General features: G+C 73.2%; 25 protein-coding genes. 10 read left to right on the top strand and 15 right to left on the bottom strand.

Annotated features, from left to right (window positions below):
- Positions 1 to 213: 213 nt before the first annotated feature.
- Complete coding sequence (locus LL648_RS30180) at positions 214 to 990, bottom strand: mechanosensitive ion channel family protein (protein ID WP_232666170.1); 777 nt, start codon at positions 988 to 990, stop codon at positions 214 to 216.
- Positions 991 to 1,236: 246 nt separating this feature from the next.
- Here LL648_RS30180 and LL648_RS30175 point away from each other — a divergent pair, with 246 nt between their 5' ends.
- From LL648_RS30175 to LL648_RS30165, 3 genes are all read left to right on the top strand, one after another.
- On the top strand, positions 1,237 to 2,535 hold the full coding sequence (locus LL648_RS30175; RefSeq protein ID WP_232666162.1) for an MFS transporter: 1,299 nt from the start codon (positions 1,237 to 1,239) through the stop codon (positions 2,533 to 2,535).
- 111 nt (positions 2,536 to 2,646) lie between these two features.
- Entirely contained in the window at positions 2,647 to 4,161 is a 1,515-nt protein-coding gene (locus LL648_RS30170) for an ABC-F family ATP-binding cassette domain-containing protein (protein WP_232666161.1), read from the top strand.
- Positions 4,158 to 4,745, top strand: coding sequence for a TetR/AcrR family transcriptional regulator (locus LL648_RS30165; RefSeq protein WP_232666160.1), 588 nt, complete (start codon positions 4,158 to 4,160; stop codon positions 4,743 to 4,745). The genes LL648_RS30170 and LL648_RS30165 overlap by 4 nt, the downstream gene beginning before the upstream one ends.
- Here LL648_RS30165 and LL648_RS30160 read toward each other — a convergent pair.
- The 4 genes from LL648_RS30160 to LL648_RS30145 all read right to left on the bottom strand — a co-directional run bounded on the left by LL648_RS30160 (position 4,700) and on the right by LL648_RS30145 (position 7,965).
- Entirely contained in the window at positions 4,700 to 5,278 is a 579-nt protein-coding gene (locus LL648_RS30160) for a DJ-1/PfpI family protein (RefSeq protein WP_232666159.1), read from the bottom strand. The two genes, LL648_RS30165 and LL648_RS30160, sit on opposite strands and share 46 nt — an antisense overlap.
- A complete protein-coding gene (locus LL648_RS30155; protein WP_232666158.1) occupies positions 5,275 to 5,823 on the bottom strand; it encodes a YceI family protein in 549 nt (182 codons plus the stop codon). The genes LL648_RS30160 and LL648_RS30155 overlap by 4 nt, the downstream gene beginning before the upstream one ends.
- A gap of 292 nt (positions 5,824 to 6,115) precedes the next feature.
- Positions 6,116 to 6,793 (bottom strand): response regulator transcription factor, encoded by a 678-nt coding sequence (locus tag LL648_RS30150; RefSeq protein WP_232666157.1) that lies wholly within the window; start codon positions 6,791 to 6,793, stop codon positions 6,116 to 6,118.
- The gene (locus tag LL648_RS30145; protein WP_232666156.1) at positions 6,790 to 7,965 is read right to left on the bottom strand and encodes a sensor histidine kinase; all 1,176 of its coding nucleotides are present in this window, start codon (positions 7,963 to 7,965) and stop codon (positions 6,790 to 6,792) included. The genes LL648_RS30150 and LL648_RS30145 overlap by 4 nt, the downstream gene beginning before the upstream one ends.
- Positions 7,966 to 8,131: 166 nt before the next feature.
- Here LL648_RS30145 and LL648_RS30140 point away from each other — a divergent pair, with 166 nt between their 5' ends.
- From LL648_RS30140 to LL648_RS30130, 3 genes are read left to right on the top strand one after another with little or no spacing between them, the layout of a single operon-like run.
- The gene (locus tag LL648_RS30140; protein WP_232666155.1) at positions 8,132 to 8,524 is read left to right on the top strand and encodes a hypothetical protein; all 393 of its coding nucleotides are present in this window, start codon (positions 8,132 to 8,134) and stop codon (positions 8,522 to 8,524) included.
- Between the two features lie 10 nt (positions 8,525 to 8,534).
- Positions 8,535 to 10,073: a multicopper oxidase family protein gene (locus tag LL648_RS30135; RefSeq protein WP_232666154.1), complete on the top strand. Its 1,539-nt coding sequence runs from the start codon at positions 8,535 to 8,537 to the stop codon at positions 10,071 to 10,073.
- Between the two features lies 1 nt (position 10,074).
- Positions 10,075 to 10,479 (top strand): DUF1707 SHOCT-like domain-containing protein, encoded by a 405-nt coding sequence (locus LL648_RS30130; RefSeq protein WP_232666153.1) that lies wholly within the window; start codon positions 10,075 to 10,077, stop codon positions 10,477 to 10,479.
- On the opposite strand, the gene LL648_RS30125 is transcribed toward LL648_RS30130, so the two are convergent.
- Complete coding sequence (locus LL648_RS30125) at positions 10,370 to 11,227, bottom strand: alpha/beta hydrolase (RefSeq protein ID WP_232666152.1); 858 nt, start codon at positions 11,225 to 11,227, stop codon at positions 10,370 to 10,372. The two genes, LL648_RS30130 and LL648_RS30125, sit on opposite strands and share 110 nt — an antisense overlap.
- Positions 11,228 to 11,304: 77 nt before the next feature.
- On the opposite strand from LL648_RS30125, the gene LL648_RS30120 reads away from it, so the two are divergent.
- Positions 11,305 to 11,619, top strand: coding sequence for a DUF3040 domain-containing protein (locus LL648_RS30120; RefSeq protein WP_232666151.1), 315 nt, complete (start codon positions 11,305 to 11,307; stop codon positions 11,617 to 11,619).
- Between the two features lie 7 nt (positions 11,620 to 11,626).
- Here LL648_RS30120 and LL648_RS30115 read toward each other — a convergent pair whose 3' ends face one another.
- Together LL648_RS30115 and LL648_RS30110 are read right to left on the bottom strand one after the other, a co-directional pair.
- The gene (locus tag LL648_RS30115) at positions 11,627 to 12,238 is read right to left on the bottom strand and encodes a LysE family translocator (protein ID WP_232666150.1); all 612 of its coding nucleotides are present in this window, start codon (positions 12,236 to 12,238) and stop codon (positions 11,627 to 11,629) included.
- The gene (locus LL648_RS30110) at positions 12,235 to 12,663 is read right to left on the bottom strand and encodes a DUF2000 domain-containing protein (RefSeq protein ID WP_232666149.1); all 429 of its coding nucleotides are present in this window, start codon (positions 12,661 to 12,663) and stop codon (positions 12,235 to 12,237) included. Before LL648_RS30110 ends, LL648_RS30115 begins: the two co-directional genes overlap by 4 nt.
- 59 nt (positions 12,664 to 12,722) lie before the next feature.
- Between LL648_RS30110 and LL648_RS30105 the strand changes: the two genes are divergently transcribed.
- Together LL648_RS30105 and LL648_RS30100 are read left to right on the top strand one after the other, a co-directional pair.
- A complete protein-coding gene (locus LL648_RS30105; RefSeq protein ID WP_232666148.1) occupies positions 12,723 to 13,223 on the top strand; it encodes an Lrp/AsnC family transcriptional regulator in 501 nt (166 codons plus the stop codon).
- 116 nt (positions 13,224 to 13,339) lie between these two features.
- Positions 13,340 to 13,852, top strand: a complete 513-nt coding sequence (locus tag LL648_RS30100; RefSeq protein WP_232666147.1) for an O-acetyl-ADP-ribose deacetylase — start codon at positions 13,340 to 13,342, stop codon at positions 13,850 to 13,852.
- Here the strand turns inward: LL648_RS30100 and LL648_RS30095 are convergent.
- The 4 genes from LL648_RS30095 to LL648_RS30080 all read right to left on the bottom strand — a co-directional run bounded on the left by LL648_RS30095 (position 13,844) and on the right by LL648_RS30080 (position 17,929).
- The gene (locus LL648_RS30095) at positions 13,844 to 14,974 is read right to left on the bottom strand and encodes an ABC transporter ATP-binding protein (protein ID WP_232666146.1); all 1,131 of its coding nucleotides are present in this window, start codon (positions 14,972 to 14,974) and stop codon (positions 13,844 to 13,846) included. The two genes, LL648_RS30100 and LL648_RS30095, sit on opposite strands and share 9 nt — an antisense overlap.
- Before the next feature lie 156 nt (positions 14,975 to 15,130).
- A complete protein-coding gene (locus LL648_RS30090; protein WP_232666145.1) occupies positions 15,131 to 16,264 on the bottom strand; it encodes an acyl-CoA dehydrogenase family protein in 1,134 nt (377 codons plus the stop codon).
- Positions 16,257 to 17,441, bottom strand: a complete 1,185-nt coding sequence (locus tag LL648_RS30085; RefSeq protein WP_232666144.1) for an acyl-CoA dehydrogenase family protein — start codon at positions 17,439 to 17,441, stop codon at positions 16,257 to 16,259. The genes LL648_RS30090 and LL648_RS30085 overlap by 8 nt, the downstream gene beginning before the upstream one ends.
- A 74-nt stretch (positions 17,442 to 17,515) precedes the next feature.
- Complete coding sequence (locus LL648_RS30080) at positions 17,516 to 17,929, bottom strand: hypothetical protein (protein WP_232666143.1); 414 nt, start codon at positions 17,927 to 17,929, stop codon at positions 17,516 to 17,518.
- 251 nt (positions 17,930 to 18,180) lie between these two features.
- Between LL648_RS30080 and LL648_RS30075 the strand changes: the two genes are divergently transcribed.
- Positions 18,181 to 19,836: a CocE/NonD family hydrolase gene (locus LL648_RS30075; protein WP_232666142.1), complete on the top strand. Its 1,656-nt coding sequence runs from the start codon at positions 18,181 to 18,183 to the stop codon at positions 19,834 to 19,836.
- 318 nt (positions 19,837 to 20,154) lie between these two features.
- Here LL648_RS30075 and LL648_RS30070 read toward each other — a convergent pair whose 3' ends face one another.
- From LL648_RS30070 to LL648_RS30060, 3 genes are read right to left on the bottom strand one after another with little or no spacing between them, the layout of a single operon-like run.
- The gene (locus LL648_RS30070; RefSeq protein WP_255686819.1) at positions 20,155 to 22,203 is read right to left on the bottom strand and encodes a bifunctional aldolase/short-chain dehydrogenase; all 2,049 of its coding nucleotides are present in this window, start codon (positions 22,201 to 22,203) and stop codon (positions 20,155 to 20,157) included.
- A complete protein-coding gene (rhaI, locus tag LL648_RS30065; RefSeq protein WP_232666141.1) occupies positions 22,191 to 23,348 on the bottom strand; it encodes an L-rhamnose isomerase in 1,158 nt (385 codons plus the stop codon). Before rhaI ends, LL648_RS30070 begins: the two co-directional genes overlap by 13 nt.
- On the bottom strand, positions 23,345 to 26,146 hold the full coding sequence (locus LL648_RS30060) for a family 78 glycoside hydrolase catalytic domain (RefSeq protein ID WP_232666140.1): 2,802 nt from the start codon (positions 26,144 to 26,146) through the stop codon (positions 23,345 to 23,347). Before LL648_RS30060 ends, rhaI begins: the two co-directional genes overlap by 4 nt.
- Positions 26,147 to 26,166 lie beyond the last annotated feature (20 nt).

The raw sequence follows: 26,166 nt of genomic DNA, 5'->3' as shown, positions 1-26,166 counted from the left end.
AACCCGCCGGAACCCCTTCGCCACACCAAGATCATCCCAACCCCACCCGACCAAAACGCAACAGCCTCTGTGAGGGCAGGAAAGTGGCTTTCCTGCCCTCGCGTGCGGAACGCACGTATATCCCGACGCACACAGGCAGCCGGGTGGCTCCACCGAAGTGGAGCCACCCGGCTGTGGCGGGCCGAGCCCGGCCGGATCGGCCCGCCCGTGTGCTCAGGCGCGGGGGTCGCTCTGAGCGAACGCTCCCGTCCCGTTCTCGGCGCGCTCCTCGGCGGCCATGCGCTCGGCGGCGGCACGCTGCTCGGCGGTGCGCTGGCCCGGCGTCATGCGCTCGGCCGCAACCGCTTCACCTTGTGCCGGGATCCGGTCGGTGCGTGCGGCGGCCATCGCGGAAGGCGCTTCCTGCTCCGCCTTGGTCAGCACCCGCTCCCAGCGCTGGCGCATCGGGCCGATCAGCCCGCCGCCGACACCGACGACGAGGATGCCGCCGACCGTCGCGAGCACCGCGACCAGCACGGGCATCGTGACGGCGATCGCGATGCCGATCTGGCTCAGCGCCGCGATCACACCGAGCGCGATGATGAAGATCGACGCGATGTTGGCGACGATCTTGCCGTAGGACAGCGCACCGGTCGCACCCATGATCAGGTCCTTGACGGCGGTGGCGATGGCGGCCGCGATGACCACGATGACGATGGCCACGACGAGCCTCGGCAGGAACGCCACGATGTCGGCGAGCAGCACGCTGACCGGGTTGGTGCCGAACACGCCGAACGCGATCTGCAAGGTGATCAACAGCACCGCGTAGTAGACGAGCGACGCGATCAGGCCGCTCGCGTCGGTCGACGAGCGCGCGAGCGCCCTGCCGATGCCGCCGCGCTCGACGAGCCGGTCGAACCCGACCTTCTCCAGCACGGTGTTGACGATCTTGCGGAGCGCCTTCGCGACCAGCCAGCCGATCAACATGATCACCAGGAACAGCAACAGCATGGGCACGAACGCGGCAACGAGCCCGACCGCATCGGCCAGCGCTCTCTGGATGTTCTCCAACACTGTATCGTCCTTCCTGGACTGAACCCCTGGGACCGAAAACCGTGATGGCGATCACCGCGGCTTGGACCCGGCCTACCCGGGATCCGCTCGCGACACGCAGAAGCTCACCCTCCCGGGTGTCATCCGATCACCCGCCCGGTGCACGCTTGACACCGCCGGTCAGCGGAGTGCAACTTCCTACGAATGGCGCAGCAGGCTGCTCCCCCGCCCACCCGCAGACGCATCGCCGTCGCGAGCTTCATCGGCACGGCGATCGAGTTCTACGACTTCTACATCTACGGAACCGCCGCGGCGCTGGTCTTCAACGCGGTGTTCTTCCCGGACTTCTCCCCGCTCGCCGGGACGCTGCTCTCGCTCGGCACGTTCGCCGTCGGGTTCGTCGCGCGTCCGGTCGGCGCGGTGCTCTTCGGGCACTTCGGCGACCGCATCGGCCGCAAGCGCATGCTCGTCGTCTCACTGCTGGTGATGGGGGTCGCGACGGTCGCCGTCGGGTTCATCCCGTCCTACGCCAGCATCGGCGAGTGGGCGCCCGCGCTGCTCGTGATCGCCCGCTTCGTGCAGGGCATCGGGCTGGGCGGCGAGTGGGGCGGTGCCGTGCTGCTCGCCACCGAGTACGCCCCGCCCGGCAAGCGCGGGCTCTACTCGGCGTTCCCGCAGCTCGGGCCCGCTGTCGGGTTCGTGCTGGGCAACGGCCTGTTCCTGCTGCTCGACGCGACGATGTCCGACGAGACCTTCCGGACGGTCGGCTGGCGGATCCCCTTCATCGCATCGGCCGTGCTGCTCGTGGTCGGTTACTACATCCGGATGCGGATCGCCGAGACCCCGGTCTTCCAGGCCGCGCTGGCGTCGAAGGAGCAGGTCCGGGTGCCGTTCCTGGACCTCGTGCGGCAGCAGCCGCGGGTGCTGGTGCTCGCGACGCTCTCGTTCGTGCTCGCGCACACGCTCTTCTACACGGTCACCGTCTTCGCGCTCTCCTACGGCACGCGGCAGCTGAACGTCGACCGCACCACGCTGCTGCTCGCCGCGATGGTCGCCGTCGCGGTGATGGGCGCGGCGACGCTGCTCTTCGCGGTGCGCTCGGACGTCATCGGGCGCAAGCGGCTCTGCATGGCGTCGGGTGTGCTCGCCGCGATCTGGGCGTTCCCGATGTTCTGGCTGATCGACACGGCCAACCCGGCGCTGATCGCGCTCGGCATGACCGGCGCGCTGCTGTGCTTCGCCATGCTCTACGGCCCGATGGGCGCGTTCCTGCCCGAGCTCTTCCGCGTGCGGTTCCGCTACTCCGGCGCCTCGTTCGCCTACAGCGCCAGCGGGATCGTCGGCGGCGGGATCAGCCCGATCGTCGCGACCGACCTGCTGGCCCGCACCGGGTCGACGGCCGCGGTGTCGCTGTACCTGATCGGGATCGCCCTCGTGTGCGTGGTGTGCGTGGCTCTGCTCAAGGAGACGAAGGACGACGACTTCACCGACGGCCTGTCTTGATGCGACACATGTTGCATTAAGGCGCGGCGCTTGTTATCGTCCTCCCGTGCTCATGTTCAGCTGATCCAACCGGCGGCCACCATCCCTCCGCACCGGAAGCTGAGCATTCCCATGTCACGCACCACACCCGCCGTCGTCTGCCGCGCGCTCTCGTTCGCCTGGCCCGACGGCGCCCCCGTCATCAACGGGCTCGACGTCACCTTCGACACCGGCCGCACCGGGCTGGTCGGCGACAACGGCACCGGGAAGTCGACCTTGCTGCGGCTGGTCGCCGGCCTGCTGACGCCCACGTCCGGCACGGTCGTCACCGCGGGCGAGGTCGGCTACCTCGCGCAGACGCTGCCGTTGCGCACCGGCGCCACCGTCTCCGATCTCCTCGGGATCACCGCCAAACGGCGCGCGATCGCGGCAGTCGAGGCCGGGGACGTCTCCGCGATCGACGAGGTCGGCGACGACTGGCTGGTCGAGGAACGCGCGGCCGCCCAGCTCGAACGGCTCGGGCTGCCGGCCGAGCTCGACCGCACCGTCGGCACCCTCTCCGGGGGCGAGGCCGTGCTCACCGGGCTGGCGGCGCTGCTGCTCGACCCGCCGGCGATCACGCTGCTCGACGAGCCCACCAACAATCTCGACGCGCCGGCGCGGCAGCGCCTCCACGCCGCCGTCGACGAGTGGCCAGGCGTGCTCGTGGTCGTCAGCCACGACCGTGAGCTGCTGGAACACGTCGACCGGATCGCCGAGCTGCGCGACGGCACCGTGCGCACGTTCACCGGGACCTTCTCGGCGTACGAGGCGGCGCTGCGGGCCGAGCAGGAGGCCGCGCAGCGCATGGTGCGGGTCGCCGAGTCCGACGTGCGCCGCGAGCAGCGCCAGGTGGTCGAGGCGCAGACCAAGCTCGCGAGGAGGGAGCGGTACGCGCACACCGACTACGTCAACAAGCGCAAACCGAAGATCGTCATGAACGCGCGGGCCCGCGAGGCGCAGGTGTCCGCCGGCAAGCACCGGATCATGCAAGCGGAGAAGCTCGCGGACGCCCGCGAGACGCTGCGGTCGGCGGAGTCCCAGGTCCGCGACGACCACCGGATCCGCGTGGACCTCCCGGCGACCGCCGTGCCGGCCGGGCGGACCGTGCTGGAGCTGGGCGGGCGGATCGTGCGCGGCCCGGAGAGGATCGGGCTGGTGGGGCGCAACGGATCCGGCAAGACGACGCTGCTGCGGGCCGCTGTCGCGGCGGCCGCGGTGCCCGTCGGGTACCTGCCGCAACGGCTCGAGCTCGACGGCTCGCGGCGCGTGCTCGACATCGTGCGGGATGCGGCGCCGTCGGCGACCCCGCAGCAGGTCAGGGCGGGGCTCGCGCGGTTCCTCGTGCGCGGCGACCAGGTCGGCCGGCCGGCGGCGACGCTGTCGGGCGGCGAGCGGTTCCGGGTGTGCCTCGCGAGCCTGCTGCTCGCCGACCCCGCGCCCCAGCTGCTCCTGCTCGACGAGCCGACCAACAACCTCGACCTGGCGAGCGTCGAGCAGCTGGTGGACGCGCTCGCGGGCTACCGTGGCGCGCTGATCGTCGCGAGCCACGACGAGCGGCTGCTGCGCGACATCGGGGTCGGCCGCTACTGGGAGGCGGGGACGTGACGGCTGCGCAGGCGCGCCGACCGGGCGGGCGCTCGGCGCGGGTCAGGGAGGCGGTGCGCGCCGCCGTGCTCGGCGAGCTGGCCGAGCACGGCTTCGACGTCCTGACCGTCGATGCCGTCGCTGCCCGCTCGGGCGTGCACCGCACGACCATCTACCGCCGCTGGACCGACGTCGGCGGGTTGCTGGCCGACGCGCTCGACGCCTCCGGCGGCGACGGGTGGGAGCCGCCGGACACCGGGTCGCTCGCCGGCGACCTCGTCGAGCTCAACCGGCAGGTGCATGCCGCGCTGGTCGAGGAGCCGTCCGTCGCGGGTGCGGTGATCGCGGCATCGTTCCGGTCGGAGCAGGCCGCGGGGGCGCTGCGGGCGTTCTGGGCCGACCGGTACGCCCGCTGCGCCGTGGTCGTCGAGCGGGCCGTCGGGCGTGGTGAGCTCGCGGCGGGCACGGCGCCGATGCCGGTGCTCATCGCCGCGACGGCGCCGCTCTTCCACCACCACATGCTGCTGGGCACCCCGCTGACCGGCGACCAGGTCGACGCCTATGCGCTGGCGGCCTCGTACTCGAGCCGGCAGGCGGTCAGGTAGGCGAGCTCCTCGCCGGCGAACCGCTTCACCAGGTGCAGGCCGAGGTCGAGGCCGCTGGTCACACCCCCGCTGGTGATCACGGGACCGGTGTCGACGACCCGCGCGTCGACCGTCTCGACGCCCCGCTCGCCCAGCACGCGCAGGACGTCCCAGTGCGTGGTCGCGGGCCGGTCGCGCAGAAGGCCGGCCGCGGCGAGCACGAAGGCGCCCGTGCACACCGACGCCACGACGCTCCCCCGCCGCGCCGCCACCCCGACCAGCGCCGCCAGCTCGGCGCGCGCACCGAGGACCGGCGGCGGCGGGCAGCCGGTGCCGGGCACCACCAGCACGTCGGCCGCCGGGTCGAGATCGCCGTCGACGCCGATCTCCAGCCCGAGCAGGCCGCGCGCGGGCGCGGCACCGGGGATGCCGGCGAGCCGCACGTGCAGCGGCGCGCCGAGCGTCGCGGCGGTGCGCAGCACCTCCCACGGCCCCACGACGTCCAGCTCGTCGAAGCCGTCGAACACCGCGATGTCGATGCGGGTGCCGGTCATGACGGCGAGGTCAGCTCGACGGTGAGGTCGAGCGTTGCGCTCGGACCCAGCAGGCGGGCCGCGCCGGGACGGGCGATCAGCGCGTCGATCGTGGAGCGGGCGATCGTGCCGCTCGCCCGCAACCGCACCCCGTGCTCCGTCGCGACCGGCTCGGCCAGCGCGAGTCGCAGCGGCAGGGCGCCGCGGGCCGTCCCGAGCAGCCCGTCGACCTCCCAGCCCGACGGGAAGCAGCGCAGCGCGACCGAGCGGAACCGCAGGTACGGCCCCGCCTCGGGGTCGATCAGGCCGGCGGCGTCCAGCAGCGCGTCGCGGCGGGCGTTGCCGCTGGTCAGCGAGGCCGTCGCGACGGAGATGCGGATCGAGCTGGCCTGCGGGTCGGCGGCGACGTCGACGTGCCCGGCGACGGAGGTGAACCGGCCTTGCACGCCGACGAACCCACATGCCTTCGTCTCCAGCAGCAGCCGCGAGCCCGCGGCCCGCACGGCCCAGCGGCCGCTGGTCAGGCCCGGTGTGGACGTGGTCGGGGCAGCGGGGTTGAGAAGCATGCCGATCACACTGCCGTCGCGCGCCCGCCCCGTCGTCCGCCCGGCGTCGACACCGCCCGTACCGCAGGAGGAGTACCGGACCCCGGAAATTTCCTCAGGGTTCGAAACGTGCAACTCACCCGCCGATACGCGGGACTCGCGCGCCGAGATGGGGAACTCGCCCGCCGAAACGTGGGACTCGCGGGTTGCGGGCGAGTCCCACGTTTCGGTCGGCGAGTCCCGCGTTTGCGCGCGCGAGTTCCACGTTTCAGTGGGTGTGTGCTGCGTTTCGGTGGGCGGGTGCCGCGTTCGGTCAGTTGGCCCAGCCGGGGCGGACGAGGCCGCTCTCGTAGGCCAGCACCACGAGCTGGGCGCGGTCGCGCACGGCGAGCTTGATCATCGCGCGGCTGACGTGCGTCTTCGCCGTCGCGGGGCTGACGAACAGCTCCGTCGCGATCTCGTCGTTCGACTTGCCGGCCGCGACGTGCGTGACGACCTCACGCTCGCGGTCGGTCAGCGAGGCGATCATCGCGGCGAGCCGGCGGTCGGGCTTGACGTTGCGCGAGCGGACCGCGAACTCCTCGATCAACGTGCGGGTGACGGCGGGCGCGAGCAACGCGTCGCCGCGGTGCACCACGCGGATCGCGTGCACCAGCTCGGCCGGCTCGATGTCCTTCACCAGGAACCCGCTCGCGCCGTACCGCACGGCGTCGAAGACGTAGGAGTCCTCGGCGAACGTCGTCAGCACGATCACGCGCACGCCCGCGAGCTGCGGGTCGGCCGCGATCTCCTTGGTGGCGGCGAGCCCGTCGAGGCCCGGCATGCGGATGTCCATCAGCACGACGTCGGGCTTCGTCTCGCGGGCGAGCTTGACCGCCTCGGCGCCGTCCTCCGCCTCCGCGACGACCTGCATGTCGGTCTGCGGGCGCAGCAGCGCGCGGAAGCCCGCGCGCACCAACGCCTGGTCGTCTGCGAGCAGAACACCGATCATGAACTCGCTCCGGTCGTCGGCAGGTGGGCGTGGACGGCGAACCCGCCCTCGTCACGGGGACCGCTGGTGATCGTGCCACCGAGTGCCGTGGCGCGCGCACGCATCCCCGGCAGGCCGTTGCCGCCGCCGGGGGCCGGTGGCGCGGCGGCCGCGCCCTGCCCGTCGTCCTCAACGTGCACGGTGAGCCCGTCGTCGGCGTACTCCAGCACGACCGTGGCGGTGGCGGTGCCGGCGTGGCGACGGGCGTTGGTCAGCGACTCCTGGATGATCCGGTACGCCGCGAGGTCGACGGTCGGGGGCAGCTGCCGCGGCGTGCCGCGCACGTCCAGCTCGACCGGCAGCCCGGCACCGCTGGTGTCGGCCACCAGCCGGTCGAGCTGGTCGAGCCCCGGGACGGGGTCGTGCCGCGGCGCCTCGTCGACGCCGCGGAGCACGCCCAGCGTCGAGCGCATCTCGCGGAGCAGGTCCTTGCTCGACTGCTTGATCGCGGTGAGCGCGGTGCGGGCCTGCTCGGGGTCGTCGTCCATGAGGTAGAGCGCAACACCGGCCTGCACGTTGATCAGCGAGACGTGGTGGCCGAGCACGTCGTGCAGCTCCTGCGCGATCCGCAGCCGCTCCTCGCTCCCCCGCCTGCGCTCGGTCTCGGCGAGCGCCGCACGGGCTTGCGCCTGCCGTTCCCGCCGTGCCCTCCACAGCTCCGCGGCCGCGATGACGACCGCCGTCACCGAGAGCCAGGTCGCGAGGCCGCTGAAGACCCCGATCTCGAAGTCGAAGCGGATCAGCTGCATCAACGCGAGCCAACCGAACACCACCCCGACCGTCACGAACGGCGCCAGCCGGTACCCGGCGGCGACCGCGGAGAACAGCGCGACGAGCCCGGCGAAGAACATCGGCCCGTACGGGTAGGCGAGCACGACGTACGCGATGATCAGCACCGTGATGCCGGCGAACACCGCCGGCGGGTTGGCGCGCCGGAAGACCAGCAGCACCGGACCGGCCAGCACCAACGCGTACGCGAACCAGTCGAGCGGCCGCGCGTCGGGCTGGTGCATCCCCGCCCAGTACGTGCCGACGAAGGCGAAGAGCGCGAGCAGCAGCGGCAGGACGATGGTCTGGAAGACGCCACCCCACCAGGCGGGGCGCGCCTTCGACGAGGACGGCCGGGAGCTCACCGCGCCACCGTAGGCCAGCGCGGGGACGGCCGCGTCATCCCACAGGCGCACCCCGCGGTACCGCCCAGGACGTACGCCCGTCGGGTCCGCTGCCGCAGCCGCCGCAGGTCAGCAGCCGCCCTGCGCACGACGCGCACGAGGGCCCCGCGGCACGAACATCATCGGCATGACATCTCCGTCGGTTGCTCCCACCACCCGCCCCGCCGGCGCGCTGAGCACGACCTTGCGGGTCGTGGTCACCATCGGCGCGCTCGGCGTGCTCGCGCAGGCGCTGCTCGCAGGACAGATCCTCGCCGGCACCGCGGGCGCCGACGCGGCACACGGCCTCGGCGGCCTGATCGTGGTGCTGATCTCGCTGGTGCAGCTCGTCATCGCGATCATCGCGTGGCGGCGCGGCAGCGTGCCGGCACGGGCCGCGGCGATCAGCGCCGGGCTGTTCGTCGCGATCGTCGTCCAGCTGTTCGTCGGCGGCGGCGGGCTGATGGCCGTGCACATCCCGCTCGGTGTCGCGCTGTTCGGCGGCTACGCGTCGATGCTCGCGACGGTCTGGCAGAAGTGAGCCGGCGATCATGGCCTCCACCTCGACGCTGACCCGTCGCCAGCTGATCCGGACGACCGGGCTCGGCATCGGCGTGGCAGCCACCGGTCTCGCGCTGAGCGGCTGCAGCCTGCTCCCGGAGACGACGCCGGGGGCGGCGCTGCTCACCAGCGCGGTGCCGCTGCCCGCCCCGTTCGGGGTGCCGCTGCCGATCCTGCCGCGCGCGCAGCCGACCAGCCGGAACGCGGGGACCGACGTCTACGACATCACCGCCCGCCCGGGTGTCGCGGAGATACTGCCCGGCGTCCCGACCCCGGTGTGGGGGTACGACGGGTCGTTCCCGGGCCCGACGATCGTCGCCGAGCGCGATCGGACGGTGCTGCTGCGGCTGCACACCGAGCTGCCGGTGCCGACCGTCCTGCACCTGCACGGCGGCGCGACCCCGGCCGACTCCGACGGGTTCCCCACCGACTTCCTCGTCCCCGAGGGCTGGACCGGCCAGCACACCCATCCGGCGGGCGACGTTGCCGTCGGCACCCGCGAGTACCGCTACCCGAACCGGCAGCAGGCGGCGTCGCTCTGGTACCACGACCACCGGATGGACTTCACCGGCCCGCAGGTGTGGCGCGGGCTCTTCGGCTCCTACCTGATCCACGACCCCGCCGAGGACGCCCTCGGGCTCCCGACCGGCGAGCACGACATCCCGTTGCTGGTGTGCGATCGCGCGTTCGGCGCCGACGGCTCGCTGGCCTACCCGTCGCTCGACCGCACGCTGAGCAGCGTCGCCGGGGTCGAGGAGCCGTACGCGGGTGGGGTGCTCGGCGACGTCGTGCTGGTCAACGGGGCGCCGTGGCCCGAGCTCGACGTGACGGCGAGGCGCTACCGGTTCCGCATCCTCAACGCGTCCAACGCGCGGCAGTTCAGGTTCGAGCTGGACCCGCCGGTCGCGCCGATCGTCCAGGTTGGCAGCGACTGCGGGCTGCTGGCCGAGCCGGTGGCGCACACCGCGCTCCCGGTGTCCCCCGCCGAGCGTTACGACGTGGTGATCGACTTCGGCGGGTTGGCCGCCGGCACCACGGTCGAGCTGCGCAACGGGCTCGGCAGCGGCCCGACGGCGCAGGTCATGCGGTTCCGGGTGACCGGGGCCGCCGCCGACGACAGCCGCGTCCTCGCGCGGCTCGCCGACGTCGAGCCGCTCGACCCGGCGAAGGCCTCGACGGCCCGCCGGCTCGCGTTCGCCCGCACCAGCGGCCAGTGGACGATCAACGGGGCGCCGTTCGACCCCAGCCGGCCCGACGCCACACCGCGCCTGCGCCAGCTGGAGACGTGGACGATCACCTCCGACGGCGACCACCCCGTCCACGTGCATTCCGCACCGTTCCAGGTGGTCGACCGCACCGGCGGGCTCGCCGCCACCGACCGCGGCTGGAAGGACACCGTGGCCGTCGGCCCCGCGCAGACCGTGACGATCGTGACCCGGTTCCCCGAGTTCCGCGGCCGGTTCGTCGCGCACTGCCACAACCTGGAACACGAAGACATGATGATGATGGCAACGATCGAGGTGCTGTGACATGAACACAACCAAGGACATTTCCCCACACACCGTGCGGGTGTCGGACGACGAGCGCGAGGTCGTCGCGACCCGCATCCGCGACGCGGCCGCGGAGGGCCGGCTGACGCTGGAGGAGGCCGACGAGCGGCAGGTCGCGGCCTACGCGGCACGCACCGCCGACGACCTCGCGGCGCTGACCACCGACCTGCCGGAACCGCCGCCCCAACCACCGGCGCCGAAACAGCTGTCGTCCGCGGCACGGACCCGGCTCGCGGTGCACGCCGTGCTCGTCGGCATCCTCGTGGTCGCCATGATCACGCGGTGGGTGATGGGCCCGGTGCCGTTCTTCTGGCCGGCATTCCCGATGTTCTGGCTGGGGCTGAGCGTCCTCGTCCACCATCGGATCGCGCGCCGGCGAGCCTGAGCCACCGCGCAAGAGCCGTATAGAGGACGGGGTCGGTGCCCATCCCGGTATGGCTGCTGGTGACCTCGACCCACTCCGCTGCGGGGTCGCGGCACGCCTGCCAGGCGACCACCCCGTCCTCGCGCGAGAAGAACGCGAGCGCCGGCACGTCCAGCGGCGCGGCGAGCCCGAGCGCGGTCGCGTCGCGGCACGGTCCGTCGAGGCAGCCGCCGTCGAGCAGGCCGCGCACGCCCAACGCCGATAGCCGTAGCAGCACCTGCAGCACGGGGGCGGCGAGCCCACGGACGTCGAGCGGGTCGAGCACCGGGCTGCCGAGCATGACCAGCCCGGCGACCAGCTCCGGCCGGCGCACCGCGACCATCCGGCTGAGCAGGCCGCCGCGGCTGTGCCCGAGCAGGACGACCGGCCCGCCGGTGCGGGCCGCGTGCTCGGCCGCCGTGCGTTCGAGGCGGTCAACGAGCGCGGCGGTGCAGCCGAGGTTCAGGCCGAGCGCCGCGCCGATCGGGGCGTACCCGCGGCGGTGCAGCCAGGTACGCAGCACGAGCATGCTCGCGTCGACACCGCCGAACCCCGGCACCACGACCACACCCGTGCCGGCGCCCTGCTCGACGCGCTCGGTCCAGACCGGGTGCCGCAGCAGCGTCGGCAGGCCGGCGCCCGCCGCAGGGCCGCACTGCCGCGCGACCGTGCGCGCGATCCGCCGCAGCCGCTCCCACGGCGGTGACGCCGCAACCTCGCCGCCGCCCATGGCAACCCCCGGGAAACTCGACGCGTCACGTGCAACAACCACGTGCAACAAATGGCTTCGCCGGGTACCCCGATCACATGCTCGATGAACGCCCGCAGGGCCGCCCGCACGGTCGCCGGCTGACCGAGGCCGAACGGACCCGGCTCGACGCGCTGGAACGCCAGCTCGACGCCGAGGACCCGGCGCTCGCCACGATGCTGCAACGCGGCGTGCCACGGCTGGACCAGCAGTCCCGCGCCGTGCTCGGCGGGGTGGTGCTCGCCGCGCTGCTCCTCGTCGCGCTCGCCATGGCGATCGGCGGCGCCGGCGGTGGGCTCGCGATGGCGGCGACGCTCCTCGTGACGGCCGGAGCCTGCTGGGTCGGCCGCCGCGTGGTGCGGGAGCTCCGCTGAGGCACCATTAGGCCGCTGTTGCGACTCCGATCGCCACGCCGATCAGCGCCGTGCCCGCGATCCCGTCGACCGAGCGGCGGACGGGTCGGCGTCGCATCGCGGCCCTGCCTTGCGCGGCGAGCAGCACGACCACGCTCCACCACACGACGGATGCGGCCACCGTCGAGCCGGCGAGCACGAGGATCTGGGCGGTCACGGCGGGCCCCGGCACGACGAACTGCGGGATGAGGCCGAGGAAGAACAGCAGCGCCTTCGGGTTGAGCAGGTTGCCGGCGAAGCCGTCGACGAACGGGCGGGCCGAGCCCGGCGGGTCCTCGGTCGGCTCCCCACAGGCGGCGATCGCGGCGCGGATCGCCTGCACACCCAGCCACACGAGGTAGGCGGCGCCGGCGTAGCGGATCACCACGAGCACGTCGGGATGCGCCGTGACCAGCGCGGACAGCCCGAGCCCGGCGGCCGTCGTGTGCACGCCGAGGCCGCACACGACACCCGCGGCCGCCAGCGCGCCGCGGCGCGGGCTGCGCAGGGCGTGCCGCAGCACGACGGCGAAGTCGGGCCCGGGCGTGCACAACACCACGACGAGCACGCCGAGGAACGCGAGCCAGCGGTCGAGCGTCATGGCACCGGGGTCGGGACGGGCTCGCCGAGCGGGGCGAACGTGCGGGTGAGCCGCCGGACTGCGTTGCCGGCGCCGATCAGCGCGAGCCCGTGGATGCGCACGTCGGCGGTCGGGGTGGCGCTCATGGCGGCGGCGAAGTCGGCATAGGTGGGCGAACGCTGGGCGGTGTCGGGGAAGGCCACGACCGTGAGACCCGCCGCGGTCGCCTCGGTGTGGAGGGTGACAAGCTGGTCGGGTGTTCCGGCGAGCACGGGCACGACGACCTCGGCGGTGCCGGCCCAGCGGGCGCCGTCGGCGTCGGTGAGGTCGGGGCCGAGCGGGACGAGGCCGCGCACGCCCATCGACGCGCCGAGCACGGCGGCGGTGTTCGCGATCAGCCATCGCGGGGCGTCGGGGTCGAGAACGAGAACGCAACGCGCAACCATGCACCTAATCTCGTGGGATGTCCGGGTTCGTGCAAACCGATCCGGATATCGTCCGGCACATGGCCGAAGAAGTGCATCTCGATCCGGTTGACTGGCGGATTCTCGACCAGCTGCAGGACGACGCGTCGATCACCAACAAGGAGCTGGCGGCCCGGGTCGGTCTCGCCACCTCGTCGTGCCACGAGCGGGTGCGGCGGCTGCGCTCGCTCGGTGTGATCTCGGGGGTGCGGGCGGTGGTCGACCCGGCGCGGCTGGGCCGCGGCCTGCACGCGTTCATCGCCGTGCAGCTGCGCCCGCACCGGCGCGACCTGGTCGAGTCGTTCATCGCCGCCGCGCTCGCGCTGCCCGAGACGCTCGCCCTCTACAACGTCTCGGGGCCGGAGGACTACTTCGTGCACGTCGCGGTCCGCGACAGCGGCGAGCTGCAACGGCTGATCGTCGACCACCTCGTCAGCCGGCAAGAAGTCGGCCACGCCCAGACCTACCTGATCTTCGACCGCCCGCACCTGAGCCCGATCCGGCCGACGACCGCCGACCAACCCCCTACCCGCCGGCCGTAACCCGCCCGAAGTTCCCCACCGTTTTGCCAACCTGCAGACCCCGCAGGGCGTGCAGGTTGGCAAAACGGTGGGCAGGTTGCCCGGCGGCGAACGCTCGCACCAGAGAGGATGAGCGGGTGACCGACATCGTGCTCGTGCGGGGCGACATCACCGAGGCCGACGTCGACGCCGTCGTCAACGCGGCCAACTCGAGCCTGCTCGGCGGCGGCGGCGTGGACGGCGCCATCCACCGGCGCGGCGGGCCCACGATCCTCGCCGAGTGCCGCGAGCTGCGCGCCACCCGCTACCCCGACGGGCTCCCCACCGGGCAGGCGGTCGCCACGACCGCCGGTGACCTGCCCGCCCGCTGGGTGATCCACACCGTCGGGCCCGTCTTCACCCAGCGCGAGGACCGCTCCGCGCTGCTCGCCTCCTGCTACCGCGAGTCGCTGCGGGTCGCGGACGAGCTGGGTGCGGCGACCGTCGCGTTCCCCGCGGTCTCGGCGGGCATCTACGGCTGGCCGATGGACGATGCCGCGCGGATCGCGATCTCCACCGTTGCCGCGACGCCGACGGACGTGCGGGAAGCCCGCTTCGTGCTCTTCAACGACGAGGCCTTGGCCGCGTTCGAGCGGGTGCGCTCAGGCTGACGGGTGCGCGATCGCCACACCGCTGACCGGGTCGAACACGTGGGCGCGGCGGCCGTCGACCGCCAGCTCGACGCGCTGGCCGCGCTCGACGCTCGACGCGGCATCCATGCGGGCGGTGAGCACCGCGCCATCACCCTCGCCGGGCACGGCGACGGCCGCGCGGATGACGGCGGTGCGACCGATCCGCTCGACGCTCTGCACGACCGCCGGGATCGCGACCGCGGCGGGATCGGCGCCGCTCACGGCCTCGCTGACGTCCTCGGGGCGCAGACCCAGCAGCACCGGCTGCCCGTCGCCCACCCCCTCGGGCACGACGTCCCACAGCGGGACCGTGCGCCCGCCCACGCGGAACCCCGCGCCCGTCTCGGTGATCACCACGGTCGCCGGGAGCATGCCGATCTCCGGGCTGCCGACGAACCCGGCGACGAACGTGTCGACCGGGCGGGAGTACACCGCTCGCGGCGCCCCGACCTGCACCACGGCACCCTCGCGGAGCACGGCGAGCCGGTCGGCGACCGCCATCGCCTCCGCCTGGTCGTGCGTGACGTAGATCGCGGCCACGCCGGTGCGCTTCACGAACTCGACGATCGTGCGGCGCGTGCGGATGCGGTGCCCGGCGTCGAGGTGCGCCAGCGGCTCGTCGAAGAGGAACACCTCCGGCTTGCGCACCAGCGCCCGGCCGACCCCGGCGAGCCCCGACTCCCCAGGGGAGAGCGTGCGCGGCATCCGCGACATGAGCCGCCCGATGCCCAGCCGCCGCCCGCGCTCCACCACCCGCGACGCGACGTCGGGCGAGACCTTCGTCGCCGACGCCGTCGCCATGTTCGTCGCGACGTCGAGGAACGGGATCAGCGCCGTCTCCTGGAACACCATCGCGACGTTGCGGTGCGGCGTCGGGATCCGCGTGACGTCGCGGCCGCCGACCCGCACCGTGCCCGCCCGGACGGCCTGCAGCCCCGCGACCGCCCGCAGCGCCGTCGTCTTTCCACAGCCGGACGGGCCGACCACCGCGAGCACCTCACCCGGCCCTGCGAGCAGCGTGACGTCGCGCAGCACCGCGGGGCCGTCGCCGAAACCGACGGTGACGCCCTCGAGACCCGTGCCGCACCCGACTGGAAGCACAAGACGACGGTAACGCCCGAGACCGACATAACGAACCGGATTCTCGGGCCCCCGATGTGCTGGTGGGGAGGGCAGGAAAGCCACTTTCCTGCCCTGTGAGGGCCGGAAAGTGGCTTTGCTGCCCTCCCGCCGGAGGCGGGAGAGACGCCCGGGCGGCTAGCCCGCAGCCACCGCCAGCACCCCGTTCGACGTCGCCGTGTCGAGCACGAGCGCCGCGACGTGCTCGCGGTGCGCCGCCGCGCTCCCCAGCAGCGCGGCGTCGGTCATGGCACGCTTGAGGTAGAGGTGCGCGGGGTGTTCCCAGGTGAACCCGATGCCGCCGAGCATCTGGACGGTGTCGGTCGCGACGCGCTGGTACGCGTGCGAGCACACGGCCTGCGCGACGCTCACCGCGAGGCCCGGGTCGTCGGATCCGTCCTGCAGCGCCCACGCCGCGTGGTAGGCGACCGAGCGGGCGTGCTCGACCAGCACCAGCATGTCCGCGCACGTGTGCTTGACGGCCTGGAACGAGCCGATCGGCCGGCCGAACTGCAGCCGCGTGCCCGCGTAGGCGACGGTCGTGTCGAGCAGCCGCTGCGCGCCGCCCACCTGCTCGGCGGCCAGCAGCGCCGCGCCGGTGTGGAAGGCGCTGGTGATCGCATCGGCGGCCGCCGCACCGCTCGCCAGCAGCCGCGCCGGGGTGCCGTCGAACCGCACATGGGACTGCCGGCGGGTGCTGTCCAACGTCGAGAGCGGGGTGCGGGTGCCGGCGTCGGTGGCGTAGAGGCCGATCTCCGCACCGTCGCAGGCGGCCACCAGCAGCACGTCCGCGCTGCCGTCGACGACCTGCGCGAGCTCGCCGGTCAGCGCGCCGCCGGAGGCCGTCACCGTGACCAGCGCCGGGTCGAACCGCCCGCCGCGGTCGGGCACGGCGAACCCGGCCGTCCGCCGGCCCTCGACGAGATCCGACAGCAGCTCGTCGCCACCCTGCTCGTCGCCGCCCAGGGCCACGAGCGCAGGGATGGCGAGCCCGACGGTCCCGAACACCGGCCCCGGCAGCAGCGCCGCGCCGAACTCCTCCGCAACGACGGCCTGGTCGACGAGACCGCCACCCGCGCCGCCCATCGACTCGGGCACCGCGAGGCCGAGCACACCCAGCTCGCCACCCAGTCGCGCCCACACCGCGGGGTCGTACCCGGTGTCGGACTCCATGAGCGTCCGCACCGCCTGCTCGGACGCGTGCTCCGCGCAGAACTGGCGGATGCCGCGGCGGAGGTCCTGCTGTTCCTCGGTGAACAGGTACTCAGCCACGCGGGATCTCCTTCCACGCCTTGCCCGTGTCGGCACGCAGGTCGCCCGGCAGCCCGAGCACACGCTCGCCGAGGATGTTGCGCAGCACCTCGGACGTGCCGCCCTCGATGGTGTTGGCGCGCGAGCGCAGGAACCGCTGCTGCACGGGCCCGCGGTACTCCTCGAAGCGCTGGATGTCGCGTTGGGTGTAGTCGCCGTAGAGCGTCGCCTCCGGCCCGAGGAGCTCCATGCAGAACTCGTAGACGTCCTGGTTGAGCTCGGCGGTCACCAGCTTCGCGATCGAGCCTTCCGGGCCCGGCGATCCGGAGCCGGCCGCGCGGCGCGCCCGCTCGTCGGTGAGCCGTTGCGCCTCCGCCCGCGTCCACAGGTCGGCGAGCGCGTCGCGCAGCGCGGGGGTGTGCAGGTCGGGGCGCCTGGCCCACAGCTCGACGGCATCGGCGACGGCTCCGGCGCCGCGGACCGACGACGTCCCGCCGATCGCGGAGCGCTCGTTCATGAGCGTGGTCATCGCGACCCGCCACCCGTTGCCGACGGCGCCGAGCCGGAGCCGGTCGGGGATGCGCGCGTCGGAGAGGTACACCTCGTTGAACTCGGCCTGGCCCGTCATCTGCCGCAGCGGCCTGGTCTCGACGCCCGGCGCCTGCATGTCGAGGACGAAGTAGGTCAGCCCCTTGTGCTTGGGCTGGTCGGGGTCGGTGCGGGCGAGCAGCAGCGCGTAGCGGGCGCGGTGGGCAAGGCTCGTCCACACCTTCTGCCCGTTGACCACCCACTCGTCCCCGTCGCGGACGGCCGACGTCGCGAGCCCCGCGAGGTCGGAGCCGGCGCCGGGCTCGGAGAACAGCTGGCACCAGATGTGCTCGGTGCTCGCGAGCGGGCGCAGCAGCTCGGCGGCGAGCTCGGGCGATCCGTGCTCCAGGACGGTGGGCGCGGCCATGCCGTGGCCGATGGGGTTCAGCGCGAACGGGTTGGGCGCGCCGGCACCCTGGAGGATCGCGTCGGCACGGGCCTGCAGGCCGCGGGAGACCGCGAGCCCGCCGAGCCCGACCGGGAAGTGCACCCATGCCAACCCGGCGTCGAAGATCGCGCCGAGCAGCTCGCGGTGGGGGGTGGTGCGCGGGTCGTGTGCCTCCACCAGTTGCCTGGCGGTCTTGTCGACGAGCTCGCCGTGATCGTCCATGCGCCCTCCATCTCCATCCGGTCAGCACTGACCGTATGTCGACCGTACGAGAGGGAACGCCCAGGGGGAAGCGTCTACTTGCACACCTCGGTGACCTTCGAGCCGGCCTCGCGGAACGCCTTCAGGTCGAGGTCGACCTTCTTGCCCTGGTCGATGCCGTCGTGGAGCTGCTTGAGCGTCTTCGCCATCGTCACGATCAGCGGCGAGGCGGCGGGCGGCACGGTCGCGAGGTCGGCCTCGAGGTCGGCCTTCGCCTTGTTGATCCGCTCCAGCGTGGCGTCGCCGCCGGCGGCCAGCTTCTTCGGGTCCTGGCTGAACTCGGTGATGATCGAGATCGTCGCGACGGTGTGCGCGGGCAGCTGACCGCAGGTGGGCGGGGCCGCGGCGGGCGCACCGCTCACCGCCGCGCCGCACGCGGAGAGCGCAGTGACCGAGAGCGCTGTGACCGCGAGCCCGGCGAACGGGATCGCGAGGTTGGCAAGGCGCATGGGTTCTCCTCGGGGGCGCCCGCGCCGGCTGGGGATCGGGGCGGCGCTCCATCGTCGTGGTCGTCGTCGTGGTCGTCATCGGGCGGCTCGGAGGAACACGCCGCCGCCCGGCTCGCCGCAGCGACCGGTCCGACCCGGCGTCCCCCTCCTCGCCGCGGTGCGTTGACCGTACGAGATGCCCCGAACGGGCGAACGCGCACCCCCTGACCAGCGATCTTGACGGCCGGCGCGCGAGGTGGCTCGATTGCGGGATGAGCACCCTCCCGATCACCCCGACGCCGCCGACCGGCGCCGGCCGCGCCGTCGACCGCTTGATGACCCGCTTGCTGAAGTTACCGGCGGCGCGGACCGAGTACACCCGCGCCGACGAGCGGGTGCCTATGCGCGACGGGGTGGTGCTCGCCGCCCACCACTACGCGCCGGAGACCGCACACCCGCTCGGCACGGTCCTGATCCGCACGCCGTACGGGCTCGCCGGGCCGACCAACCTGACGTCGGGCCGGATGCTGGCGGCACGCGGCTACCACGTCGTCGTGCAGAGCTGCCGCGGCACGTTCGACTCCGGGGGCGAGTTCGATCCCATGGCCGCCGATGCCGAAGACGCCGCTGACACCGTCGGCTGGCTGCGGGAACAGCCGTGGTTCGACGGCCGGTTCGCCACGCTCGGTCCGTCGTACCTCGGTTGGACGCAGTGGGCGCTCATGGCCGACCCGCCGCCGGAGCTGCGCGCCGCGGTCGTGGTCGTCGGGCCGCACGACTTCGCCGACGTCGTCTACGGCAGCGGCGCGTTCACGCTGAACGACTTCCTCGCCTGGGCCGACCTGATCAGCCACCAGAAGGGGATGAGCACCTCGACCCGGCTGCTGCAGGCGATGGCCGGCAACAAGCGGCTCACCGCGGCGTACGCGGGGCTGCCGCTGGGCAGTGCGGCCGAGCTGGCGCTGGAGGGCAAGGCGCCCTGGTACCGCGAGTGGGTCGCGCACCCCGAGCTCGCCGACCCGTACTGGACGGCCCGGCGGGCGCCCCTGGACAAGGCCGACGTGCCGGTGCTGCTCGTCGGCGGCTGGCAGGACATCTTCATCCGGCAGACGTTGCAGCAGTACACGACCCTGCACGAGCGCGGCGTCGACGTCGCCATGACGGTCGGGCCGTGGGTGCACATCGACACGGCGACCAAGGCGGCCGGCATGCTGGCCCGCGAGACCCTCGGCTGGTTCGACGAGCACCTCGCAGGCGCGACCGGGCGCACCCGGCCGACGCCGGTGCGGATCCACGTCACCGGCGCCGGGGAGTGGCGCAACCTGCCGTCGTGGCCGCCGGAGACCCTGACGTCCAGCAGGTGGCTGCGGCCCCACCACGCGCTGGGCACGGCGGCGCCGGCTGACGCGACCGGGCCGCTGGCGCAGTTCCACTACGACCCGGCCGACCCCACCCCGACCGTCGGCGGGCCGCTGCTCGCCCGCGGAGCCGGCGTGCGCGACAACAAACCCCTGGAGGCCCGGCCCGACGTGGTGGCGTTCACGACCGAGCCGCTCGCCACCGCCGTCGAGGTGATCGGCACGCCGGTCGTCGAGCTGGAGCACAGCACCGACAACCCCTACGCCGACGTGTTCGTGCGGCTCTGCGACGTCGACGTGAGCGGCCGATCCCGCAACGTCAGCGACGCGCTGCTGCGGCTCGACCCCGCACATCCCGCGGGGGAGCGACGGACCGTCCGGATCCAGCTCGGGCCGTGCGCCCACCGGTTCCAGCCGGGCCACCGCATGCGGCTGCTCGTCGCGGGCGGCTCGCACCCGCGCTGGGCCCGCAACACCGGCACCGGCGAACCCCCCGCCGACGCCACCACCCTCCGCCCCTCCAACCAGACGATCCACGCCGGCCGCCTCGACCTCCCCACCACCCCGTAAGACGCGAGTCCCACGTTCCGACGGGCGAGTCCCACATTTCGGTAGGTGAGTCGCCACTTCTAGCACGGTGAGTCGCCACTTTGGGCACGGTGAGTCGCGCGTTCCGGCACGCCGACGCGGCCAGTTTCGGGCGACTCGCCATGCCGGAGGTGTCGACTCACCGTGTCAAAAGTGACGACTCACCGTGCCAAAAGTGTCGACTCACCGGGCCGAAAGTGTCGACTCACCGTGCCGGAGGTGTCGACTCACCGGGCCGGAGGTGTCGACTCACCGTGCTGAATGTGGCGACTCACCGCTCTGGGATGCGCGACTCGCGTGCTAGCGGAGGAAGGCGGCGGCCACCCCGGCGTCGACGGGGATGTGCAGGCCCGTGGTGTGCGCGAGGTCGCCGGCGGTCAGGGTGAACACCGCGGCCGCGACGTGCTCGGGCAGCACCTCCTTCTTGAGGAGCGTGCGCTGCGCGTAGAAGGCGCCCAGCTCCTCCTCCGGCACCCCGTAGACGGCGGCGCGCTGCGCGCCCCACCCGCCCGCGAAGATCCCGGAGCCGCGCACCACGCCGTCGGGGTTCACGCCGTTGACGCGGATCCCGTGCTCCCCCAGCTCGGCCGCGAGCAGCCGCACCTGGTGGGCCTGGTCGGCCTTCGCCGCCCCGTACGCGACGTTGTTCGGGCCGGCGAACACCCCGTTCTTGCTGGCGATGTAGACGATGTCGCCGCCGATCCCCTGCGCGATCATCGCCCGCGCCGCCGACCGCGAGACCAGGAACGACCCGCGCGCCATCACGTCGTGCTGGACGTCCCAGTCGGCCTCGGTCGTCTCCAGCAGCGGTTTGGAGATCGAGAGCCCGGCGTTGTTGACGACCAGGTCGACCCCGCCGAACGCGAGCACCGCGGCGTCGAACGCGGCCGCGATCGCGTCGGCCGAGGTCACGTCCACCGTCACCGGCACGGCGACGTCGTTGCCGCCCAGCTCAGACGCGACGGCGGCGGCCGCCGGACCGTCGCGGTCGGCGACCACCACACACGCACCTTCGGCCGCGAGCCGCCCCGCGATCGCCCGCCCGATGCCCGACCCACCGCCGGTCACCAGCGCCACCCGCCCGGCCAGCGCCTTCGGTTTCGGCAACCGCGCGAGCTTTGCCTCCTCCAACGCCCAGTACTCGATGCGGAACTTCTCCGACTCCGGGATCGGCGCGTACGTCGACACCGCCTCGGCCCCGCGCATCACGTTGATCGCGTTGACGTAGAACTCGCCCGCCACCCGCGCGGTCTGCTTGTTCGCGCCGAAGCTGAACATCCCGACCCCGGGCACCAGCACGATCGCCGGGTCGGCGCCGCGCATCGCGGGCGAGTCGGGCGTCGCGTGCCGCTCGTAGTAGGCCGCGTACGACTCGCGGTATTCCGCGTGCAGCGTGCGCAGCCGGGCGACAACCTCGTCGAGCGGGGCCGTCGGCGGCAGGTCGAGCACCATCGGCGCGACCTTCGTCCGCAGGAAGTGATCGGGGCAGGACGTGCCCAGCTCGGCGAGCGCGCCCAATTTCTCACGGGCGAGGAAGTCCAGCACCAGGGGCGTGTCGGTGAAGTGCCCGACCTGCCTCCGGTCGGTCGACGCCAGCCCGCGCACGACGGGCGCGAGCGCGGCCGCCCGTGCGTGCCGCTCCCCGTCCGGCAAGGCCGCGAAGCCCTCGCGCACCGGCCCGAACGGCTCGGCGACACCCTTCGCGTCGATGTAGCGCTGCGCGGTCTCGATGATCGTGCGTGAGTTCCGCTCGCACTCCTCGCTCGTCGCGCCCCACGCGGTGATGCCGTGCCCGCCGAGGATCACGCCGATCGCGCCCGGGTTCGCCGCCGCGACCGCCGCGATGTCGAGCCCCAGCTGGAACCCGGGCCGCCGCCACGGCACCCACGCCACGCGGCCGCCGAAGATCTCCTTGGTGAGCGCCTCCCCGTCGGCCGCCGTGGCGATCGCGATGCCGGCGTCGGGGTGCAGGTGGTCGACGTGCGGCGCCTCGACGAGCCCGTGCATCGCCGTGTCGATCGACGGTGCCGCGCCGCCGCGCCCGTGCAGGCAGTAGTCGAACGCGGCGACCATCTCGTCCTCGCGCTCGACGCCGGGGTAGACGTCCGCGAGCCCGCGCAGCCGGTCGAGCCGCAGCACCGCGAGGCCCTGCTCGGTGAGCGTGCCGAGGTCGCCACCGGAGCCCTTCACCCACATCAACTGCACGTCGGCGCCGGTGGCGGGGTCGGGCGCGGTGCCCTTCGCCGAGGTGTTGCCACCGGCGTAGTTGGTCGTCGTCGGGTCGGCACCGAGCCTGTTGCTGCGCGTGATCAGCTCGCGCACCGGGGAGTTCACCGTCACGCCCCCCAGCCTGCCTGCTCGCCGCCCACCCGGTCGGCCTCGATCTGCTTCTGGTAGCCCGACCGGTGGTAGGCCGCCACCGGGTCGGGGTCGATCCCCATGTCCGCGCGCAGGTCGCGCAGCATCGGGCGCACGTCGGTGGAGAACGCGTCCATCAGCACGGCATTGGCGCCGAGCACGTCACCGGCGCGCTGCGCGGCGGCCAGCGCGGCGGCGTCGACGATGAGCGCCTTGGCCGTCGCCTCCTGCACGTTGAGCACCGACCGGATGATCGCGGGGATCTTGGCCTCGATGTTGTGGCACTGGTCGAGCATGAACGCGATCCCGGCCGCCTCGCCCAGCGCGTCGGCGGCGACGATCTCGAACATGATCCGGAACAGCTGGAACGGGTCGGCCGCGCCGACCATGAGGTCGTCGTCGGCGTAGAAGCGGGAGTTGAAGTCGAACGCGCCCAGCTTCCCAGCGCGCAGCAGGAACGCCACGATGAACTCGATGTTGGTGCCCGGCGCGTGGTGGCCGGTGTCGATGCACACCTGCGCCTTCGGGCCGAGCTCGATGCAGTGCGCGAACGCGGTGCCCCAGTCCGGCACGTCGGTGGTGTAGAACGCCGGCTCGAACAGCTTGTACTCCAGCAGCATCCGCTGGTCGTCGCCCAGCCGCGCGTAGACCTCGGCGAGCGCCTCGGCGAGCCGGTCCTGCCTGGCCCGGATCGAGTCCTGCCCCGGGTAGTTGGTGCCGTCGGAGAACCACAGCTTGAGGTCGCGCGAGCCGGTCGCGTCCATGATGTCGACGCATTCCAGCAGGTGGTCGGTCGCCTTGCGGCGCACCCGCGGGTCCGGGTTGGTGACGCTGCCGAGCTTGTAGTCGTCGTCCTGGAAGACGTTGGAGTTGATCGCCCCGATACCCACACCCTGCTCGGCGGCGTGCGCGGCCAGCGCGGCGTAGTCGTCGACCTTGTCCCACGGGATGTGCAGCGCGACGGTCGGCGCCACCCCGGTCAGCCGGTGCACCACGCCCGCGTCGGCGATCTTCTCCTGTGGCGTGCGCGGCACGCCGGCCTGCGCGAACACCTTGAACCGCGTGCCCGAGTTGGCGTAGGCCCACGACGGGGTCTCGATCCGTTGCGCGCGCAGCGCAGCTGCAGCGTCGGTCATGCTCGCTCCGTTTCCCGGTGGTGGGCGATGATCTTCCGCAGCCGCGGGTGCGCCTCGCCGGCTTCGGGCAGGAAGCCGATGACGAGTGCCTCCGGCAGCGCGTCGACGGGGTGGTCGAGGTAGCGGCCCAGCTTGCCCGCGAGCACCGCGGCGTCGTCGGCGATGTCGAGCTCCGCGGCGGCCGCCACGATGTCGGCCCACGCCGCCCGGTCGTCCAGCAGGTCGCGGACGGTGTCGAGCCGCCTTTGCGGCGTCGCCTGCTCCGCGACGTCCCAGTGGTGCGTGCCCGGCCCGACCCGTTGCGGCTCGTCGATGCCCGGGACGTGGACCGCGGCGGAGGCGCCGAACGGCACCTCGACGTCGAGCACGAACCGCCCGGACGCCCGCCGCCACGCGACCGACGTGCGGCCGTAGGGCGTGTCGAGCCGCGCCGACGCGTGCGTCAGCCCGCCGCCCGGCAGCGGCCGCACCAGCACCTCCCGGTAGCCCGGCGCAGCCGGCGCGAGCCCGGCGACGACGCGGTGCAACCAGTCGGCGACCGCGCCGAGCGCGTAGTGGTTGAACGACGTCATCTCGCCGGGGTTGATCGTGCCGTCGGGGAGCATGCTGTCCCAGCGCTCCCAGATGGTCGTCGCGCCCATCGACACCGGGTACAGCCACGACGGGCAGCCGCGCTCCAGCAGCAGCCGGTAGGCGAGCTCCGGTTCACCGATGATCGTCAGCGCGTCGGTGATCAGCGGTGTCCCGACGAAGCCGGTCGCCACGCGGAAGCCGCCGGCTCTGACCAGGTCGGCGAGCCGGCGACCGGCACCGGTGCGCTGCCGCTCGTCGGAGAGCAGGTCCCAGACCAGCGCCATCGCGTACGCGGTCGGCGCGTCGCCGACGATCCGCCCGGCCGGGCTGACGTACTCGTCCGCGAACGCGGCCCGCGCCCGCGCGGCGAGCGCGGTGTACTCGCGCGCGTCGTCGGCCTTCCCCAGCACCTCGGCCGTCGCCGCGACGATGCCGGCGGAGCGCGCGAGGTGCGCGGTGGCGACGATGTCGGCGTCGACCTTCGCGGCGAACGGGTCGTCCGGCGGCGCTGCGGGATCGAGCCAGTCGCCGAACTGGAAACCACCCGCCCACAGCCCGTCGGGGGTGGCCAGCGCGGCCTGCCGGTCCACCCACGCGCGCATGCTCGGGTACTGCTCGGCCAGCACCTTCGCGTCGCCGTAGCGCTCGTAGAGCGTCCAGGGCACGACGGTCGCGGCGTCGCCCCACGCCGCGGCGGCCGGGCCGGCGTTGTGCAGCACGTCGGGCACCACGAACGGCACCGAGCCGTCCTCGAACTGCTCGGCGGCGAGGTCGCGCAGCCACGCGCGCAGGAAGCCCGCGGCGTCGCCGATGAACGACGCGGTCGGCGCGAACACCTGGATGTCGCCGGTCCAGCCCAGCCGCTCCTCGCGCTGCGGACAGTCGGTGGGCACGGTCAGGAAGTTCCCGCGCATGCTGCGCTCGACGTTGGCGTGCAGCGTCTCCACGTCGGGCTCGGAGCAGCCGAACTCACCGGTCCGGCGCAGGTCCGAGCTGATCACGACGGCCTCGGCGGCCGCCACGTCGATCTCGATGCCATCGACCTCGGCGTAGCGGAACCCGTGGAACGTCAGCGACGGCTCCAGCACCTCCTCGCCGGTGCCCGCCAGCACGTAGGTGTCGGTGGCCTTGGCTCCGCGCAGCGGCCGCACCCCGAGCTCGCCGTGCTCGAGCACCTCGGCGTGGCGGATCGTGACGGTCTGCCCCGATGTCCCGCGCACCCGCAGGCGCACCCACCCGACGACGTTCTCGCCGAAGTCGACCAGCTGCTTGCCCGAGGGCGAGCAGGTCACGGCGACCGCGGGCACCACCGCGACCGTGCGGACCGGTGGGTCCTCCGGCGCGACCAATCTGGACAGCACGGCCGGCTCGGCCGCGACCACCTCGACGGTGTCGCGGGGCGCGTCGTCGCGCAGGCGCAGGTCGGTGATCTGGCCGTCGTAGAGGTCGTCGGCGAGCACGCCGCTCGGCGACGCGCTCCAGTCGGGGCCCGTGCCGTACGTCGTGACGGTGCCGTCGGCGTGGGTGACCTCCAGCTGCGCCAGCGCGGCGAGCCGGTCGCCGTAGCGGGCGCGCAGGCCGGTGAACCCGAGCCTGCCGCGGAACCAGCCGTTGCCCAGCAGCACGTCGATCGTGTTCGTGCCCTCCGCGACCAGCGCTGTGACGTCGTGGGTGCGGAACGCGAGCCGGTTCGGGTAGGACGTCCAGCCCGGCGCGAGGTGCTCGTCGCCGACCCGCCGCCCGTTGATCGACGTGACGTGCAAGCCGTGCGCGGTCACGTGCAGCCGTGCCGCCACGATGCCGCCCGGCAACGTCACGGAGCCGTGCAGGACCGGTGCCGGGTCGCCGATCCCGCCGATCGCGCTCGGCGAGATGAACCGGGACGTCCACTCGGCCGGGTCGAGCAGCGTCGTCTCGAAACGGGCCGGCTCGCTCCACTCGGAGATCCACTCGCCGCCTGTGACCCGCACCCGCACGGCGCCGGCGGCCCGCGAGGCCAGCGGCGCGAACGGCCACGGGACGAGCACCTGATCCGGGCCGGCGACGGTCACCGTCTCCCCAGGCCCGTCGACCCCGTCGCGGGCCAGCTCCAGCTCATATGACGTCGCGACCGCGCCGTCCGGGGCGTCCGGGACCGTCCAGGACAGTCGTGGTTCGGCAACTCCGATGCCGAAACCATCGGCCGCGTGCTCGAAGCGGATGGGGGTTGGCCGTGGCCGGGTCACTGTGCCTCCGCCAGCTGATG

The organism is Pseudonocardia sp. TRM90224 (assembly GCF_021245725.1).
Taxonomy (GTDB): domain Bacteria; phylum Actinomycetota; class Actinomycetes; order Mycobacteriales; family Pseudonocardiaceae; genus Pseudonocardia.
Note: the sequence above shows the minus strand (reverse complement) of the source record. Positions and strands in the feature narration are given on the sequence as shown.

What these genes read in the sequence shown, in the direction of transcription:
- LL648_RS30125 (WP_232666152.1), bottom strand. Translation starts at nt 11,227, where the DNA reads ATGGGCGGCGGCGAGGTTGCGGCGTCACCGCCGTGGGAGCGGCTGCGG.
- LL648_RS30085 (WP_232666144.1), bottom strand. Translation starts at nt 17,441, where the DNA reads ATGGACGATCACGGCGAGCTCGTCGACAAGACCGCCAGGCAACTGGTG.
- LL648_RS30180 (WP_232666170.1), bottom strand. Translation starts at nt 990, where the DNA reads ATGCTGTTGCTGTTCCTGGTGATCATGTTGATCGGCTGGCTGGTCGCG.
- LL648_RS30140 (WP_232666155.1), top strand. Translation starts at nt 8,132, where the DNA reads ATGACATCTCCGTCGGTTGCTCCCACCACCCGCCCCGCCGGCGCGCTG.
- LL648_RS30155 (WP_232666158.1), bottom strand. Translation starts at nt 5,823, where the DNA reads ATGCTTCTCAACCCCGCTGCCCCGACCACGTCCACACCGGGCCTGACC.
- LL648_RS30110 (WP_232666149.1), bottom strand. Translation starts at nt 12,663, where the DNA reads ATGGTTGCGCGTTGCGTTCTCGTTCTCGACCCCGACGCCCCGCGATGG.
- LL648_RS30080 (WP_232666143.1), bottom strand. Translation starts at nt 17,929, where the DNA reads ATGCGCCTTGCCAACCTCGCGATCCCGTTCGCCGGGCTCGCGGTCACA.
- LL648_RS30175 (WP_232666162.1), top strand. Translation starts at nt 1,237, where the DNA reads ATGGCGCAGCAGGCTGCTCCCCCGCCCACCCGCAGACGCATCGCCGTC.
- LL648_RS30150 (WP_232666157.1), bottom strand. Translation starts at nt 6,793, where the DNA reads ATGATCGGTGTTCTGCTCGCAGACGACCAGGCGTTGGTGCGCGCGGGC.
- LL648_RS30105 (WP_232666148.1), top strand. Translation starts at nt 12,723, where the DNA reads ATGGCCGAAGAAGTGCATCTCGATCCGGTTGACTGGCGGATTCTCGAC.
- LL648_RS30075 (WP_232666142.1), top strand. Translation starts at nt 18,181, where the DNA reads ATGAGCACCCTCCCGATCACCCCGACGCCGCCGACCGGCGCCGGCCGC.
- LL648_RS30135 (WP_232666154.1), top strand. Translation starts at nt 8,535, where the DNA reads ATGGCCTCCACCTCGACGCTGACCCGTCGCCAGCTGATCCGGACGACC.
- LL648_RS30115 (WP_232666150.1), bottom strand. Translation starts at nt 12,238, where the DNA reads ATGACGCTCGACCGCTGGCTCGCGTTCCTCGGCGTGCTCGTCGTGGTG.
- LL648_RS30160 (WP_232666159.1), bottom strand. Translation starts at nt 5,278, where the DNA reads ATGACCGGCACCCGCATCGACATCGCGGTGTTCGACGGCTTCGACGAG.
- LL648_RS30170 (WP_232666161.1), top strand. Translation starts at nt 2,647, where the DNA reads ATGTCACGCACCACACCCGCCGTCGTCTGCCGCGCGCTCTCGTTCGCC.
- LL648_RS30120 (WP_232666151.1), top strand. Translation starts at nt 11,305, where the DNA reads ATGCTCGATGAACGCCCGCAGGGCCGCCCGCACGGTCGCCGGCTGACC.
- LL648_RS30130 (WP_232666153.1), top strand. Translation starts at nt 10,075, where the DNA reads ATGAACACAACCAAGGACATTTCCCCACACACCGTGCGGGTGTCGGAC.
- rhaI (WP_232666141.1), bottom strand. Translation starts at nt 23,348, where the DNA reads ATGACCGACGCTGCAGCTGCGCTGCGCGCGCAACGGATCGAGACCCCG.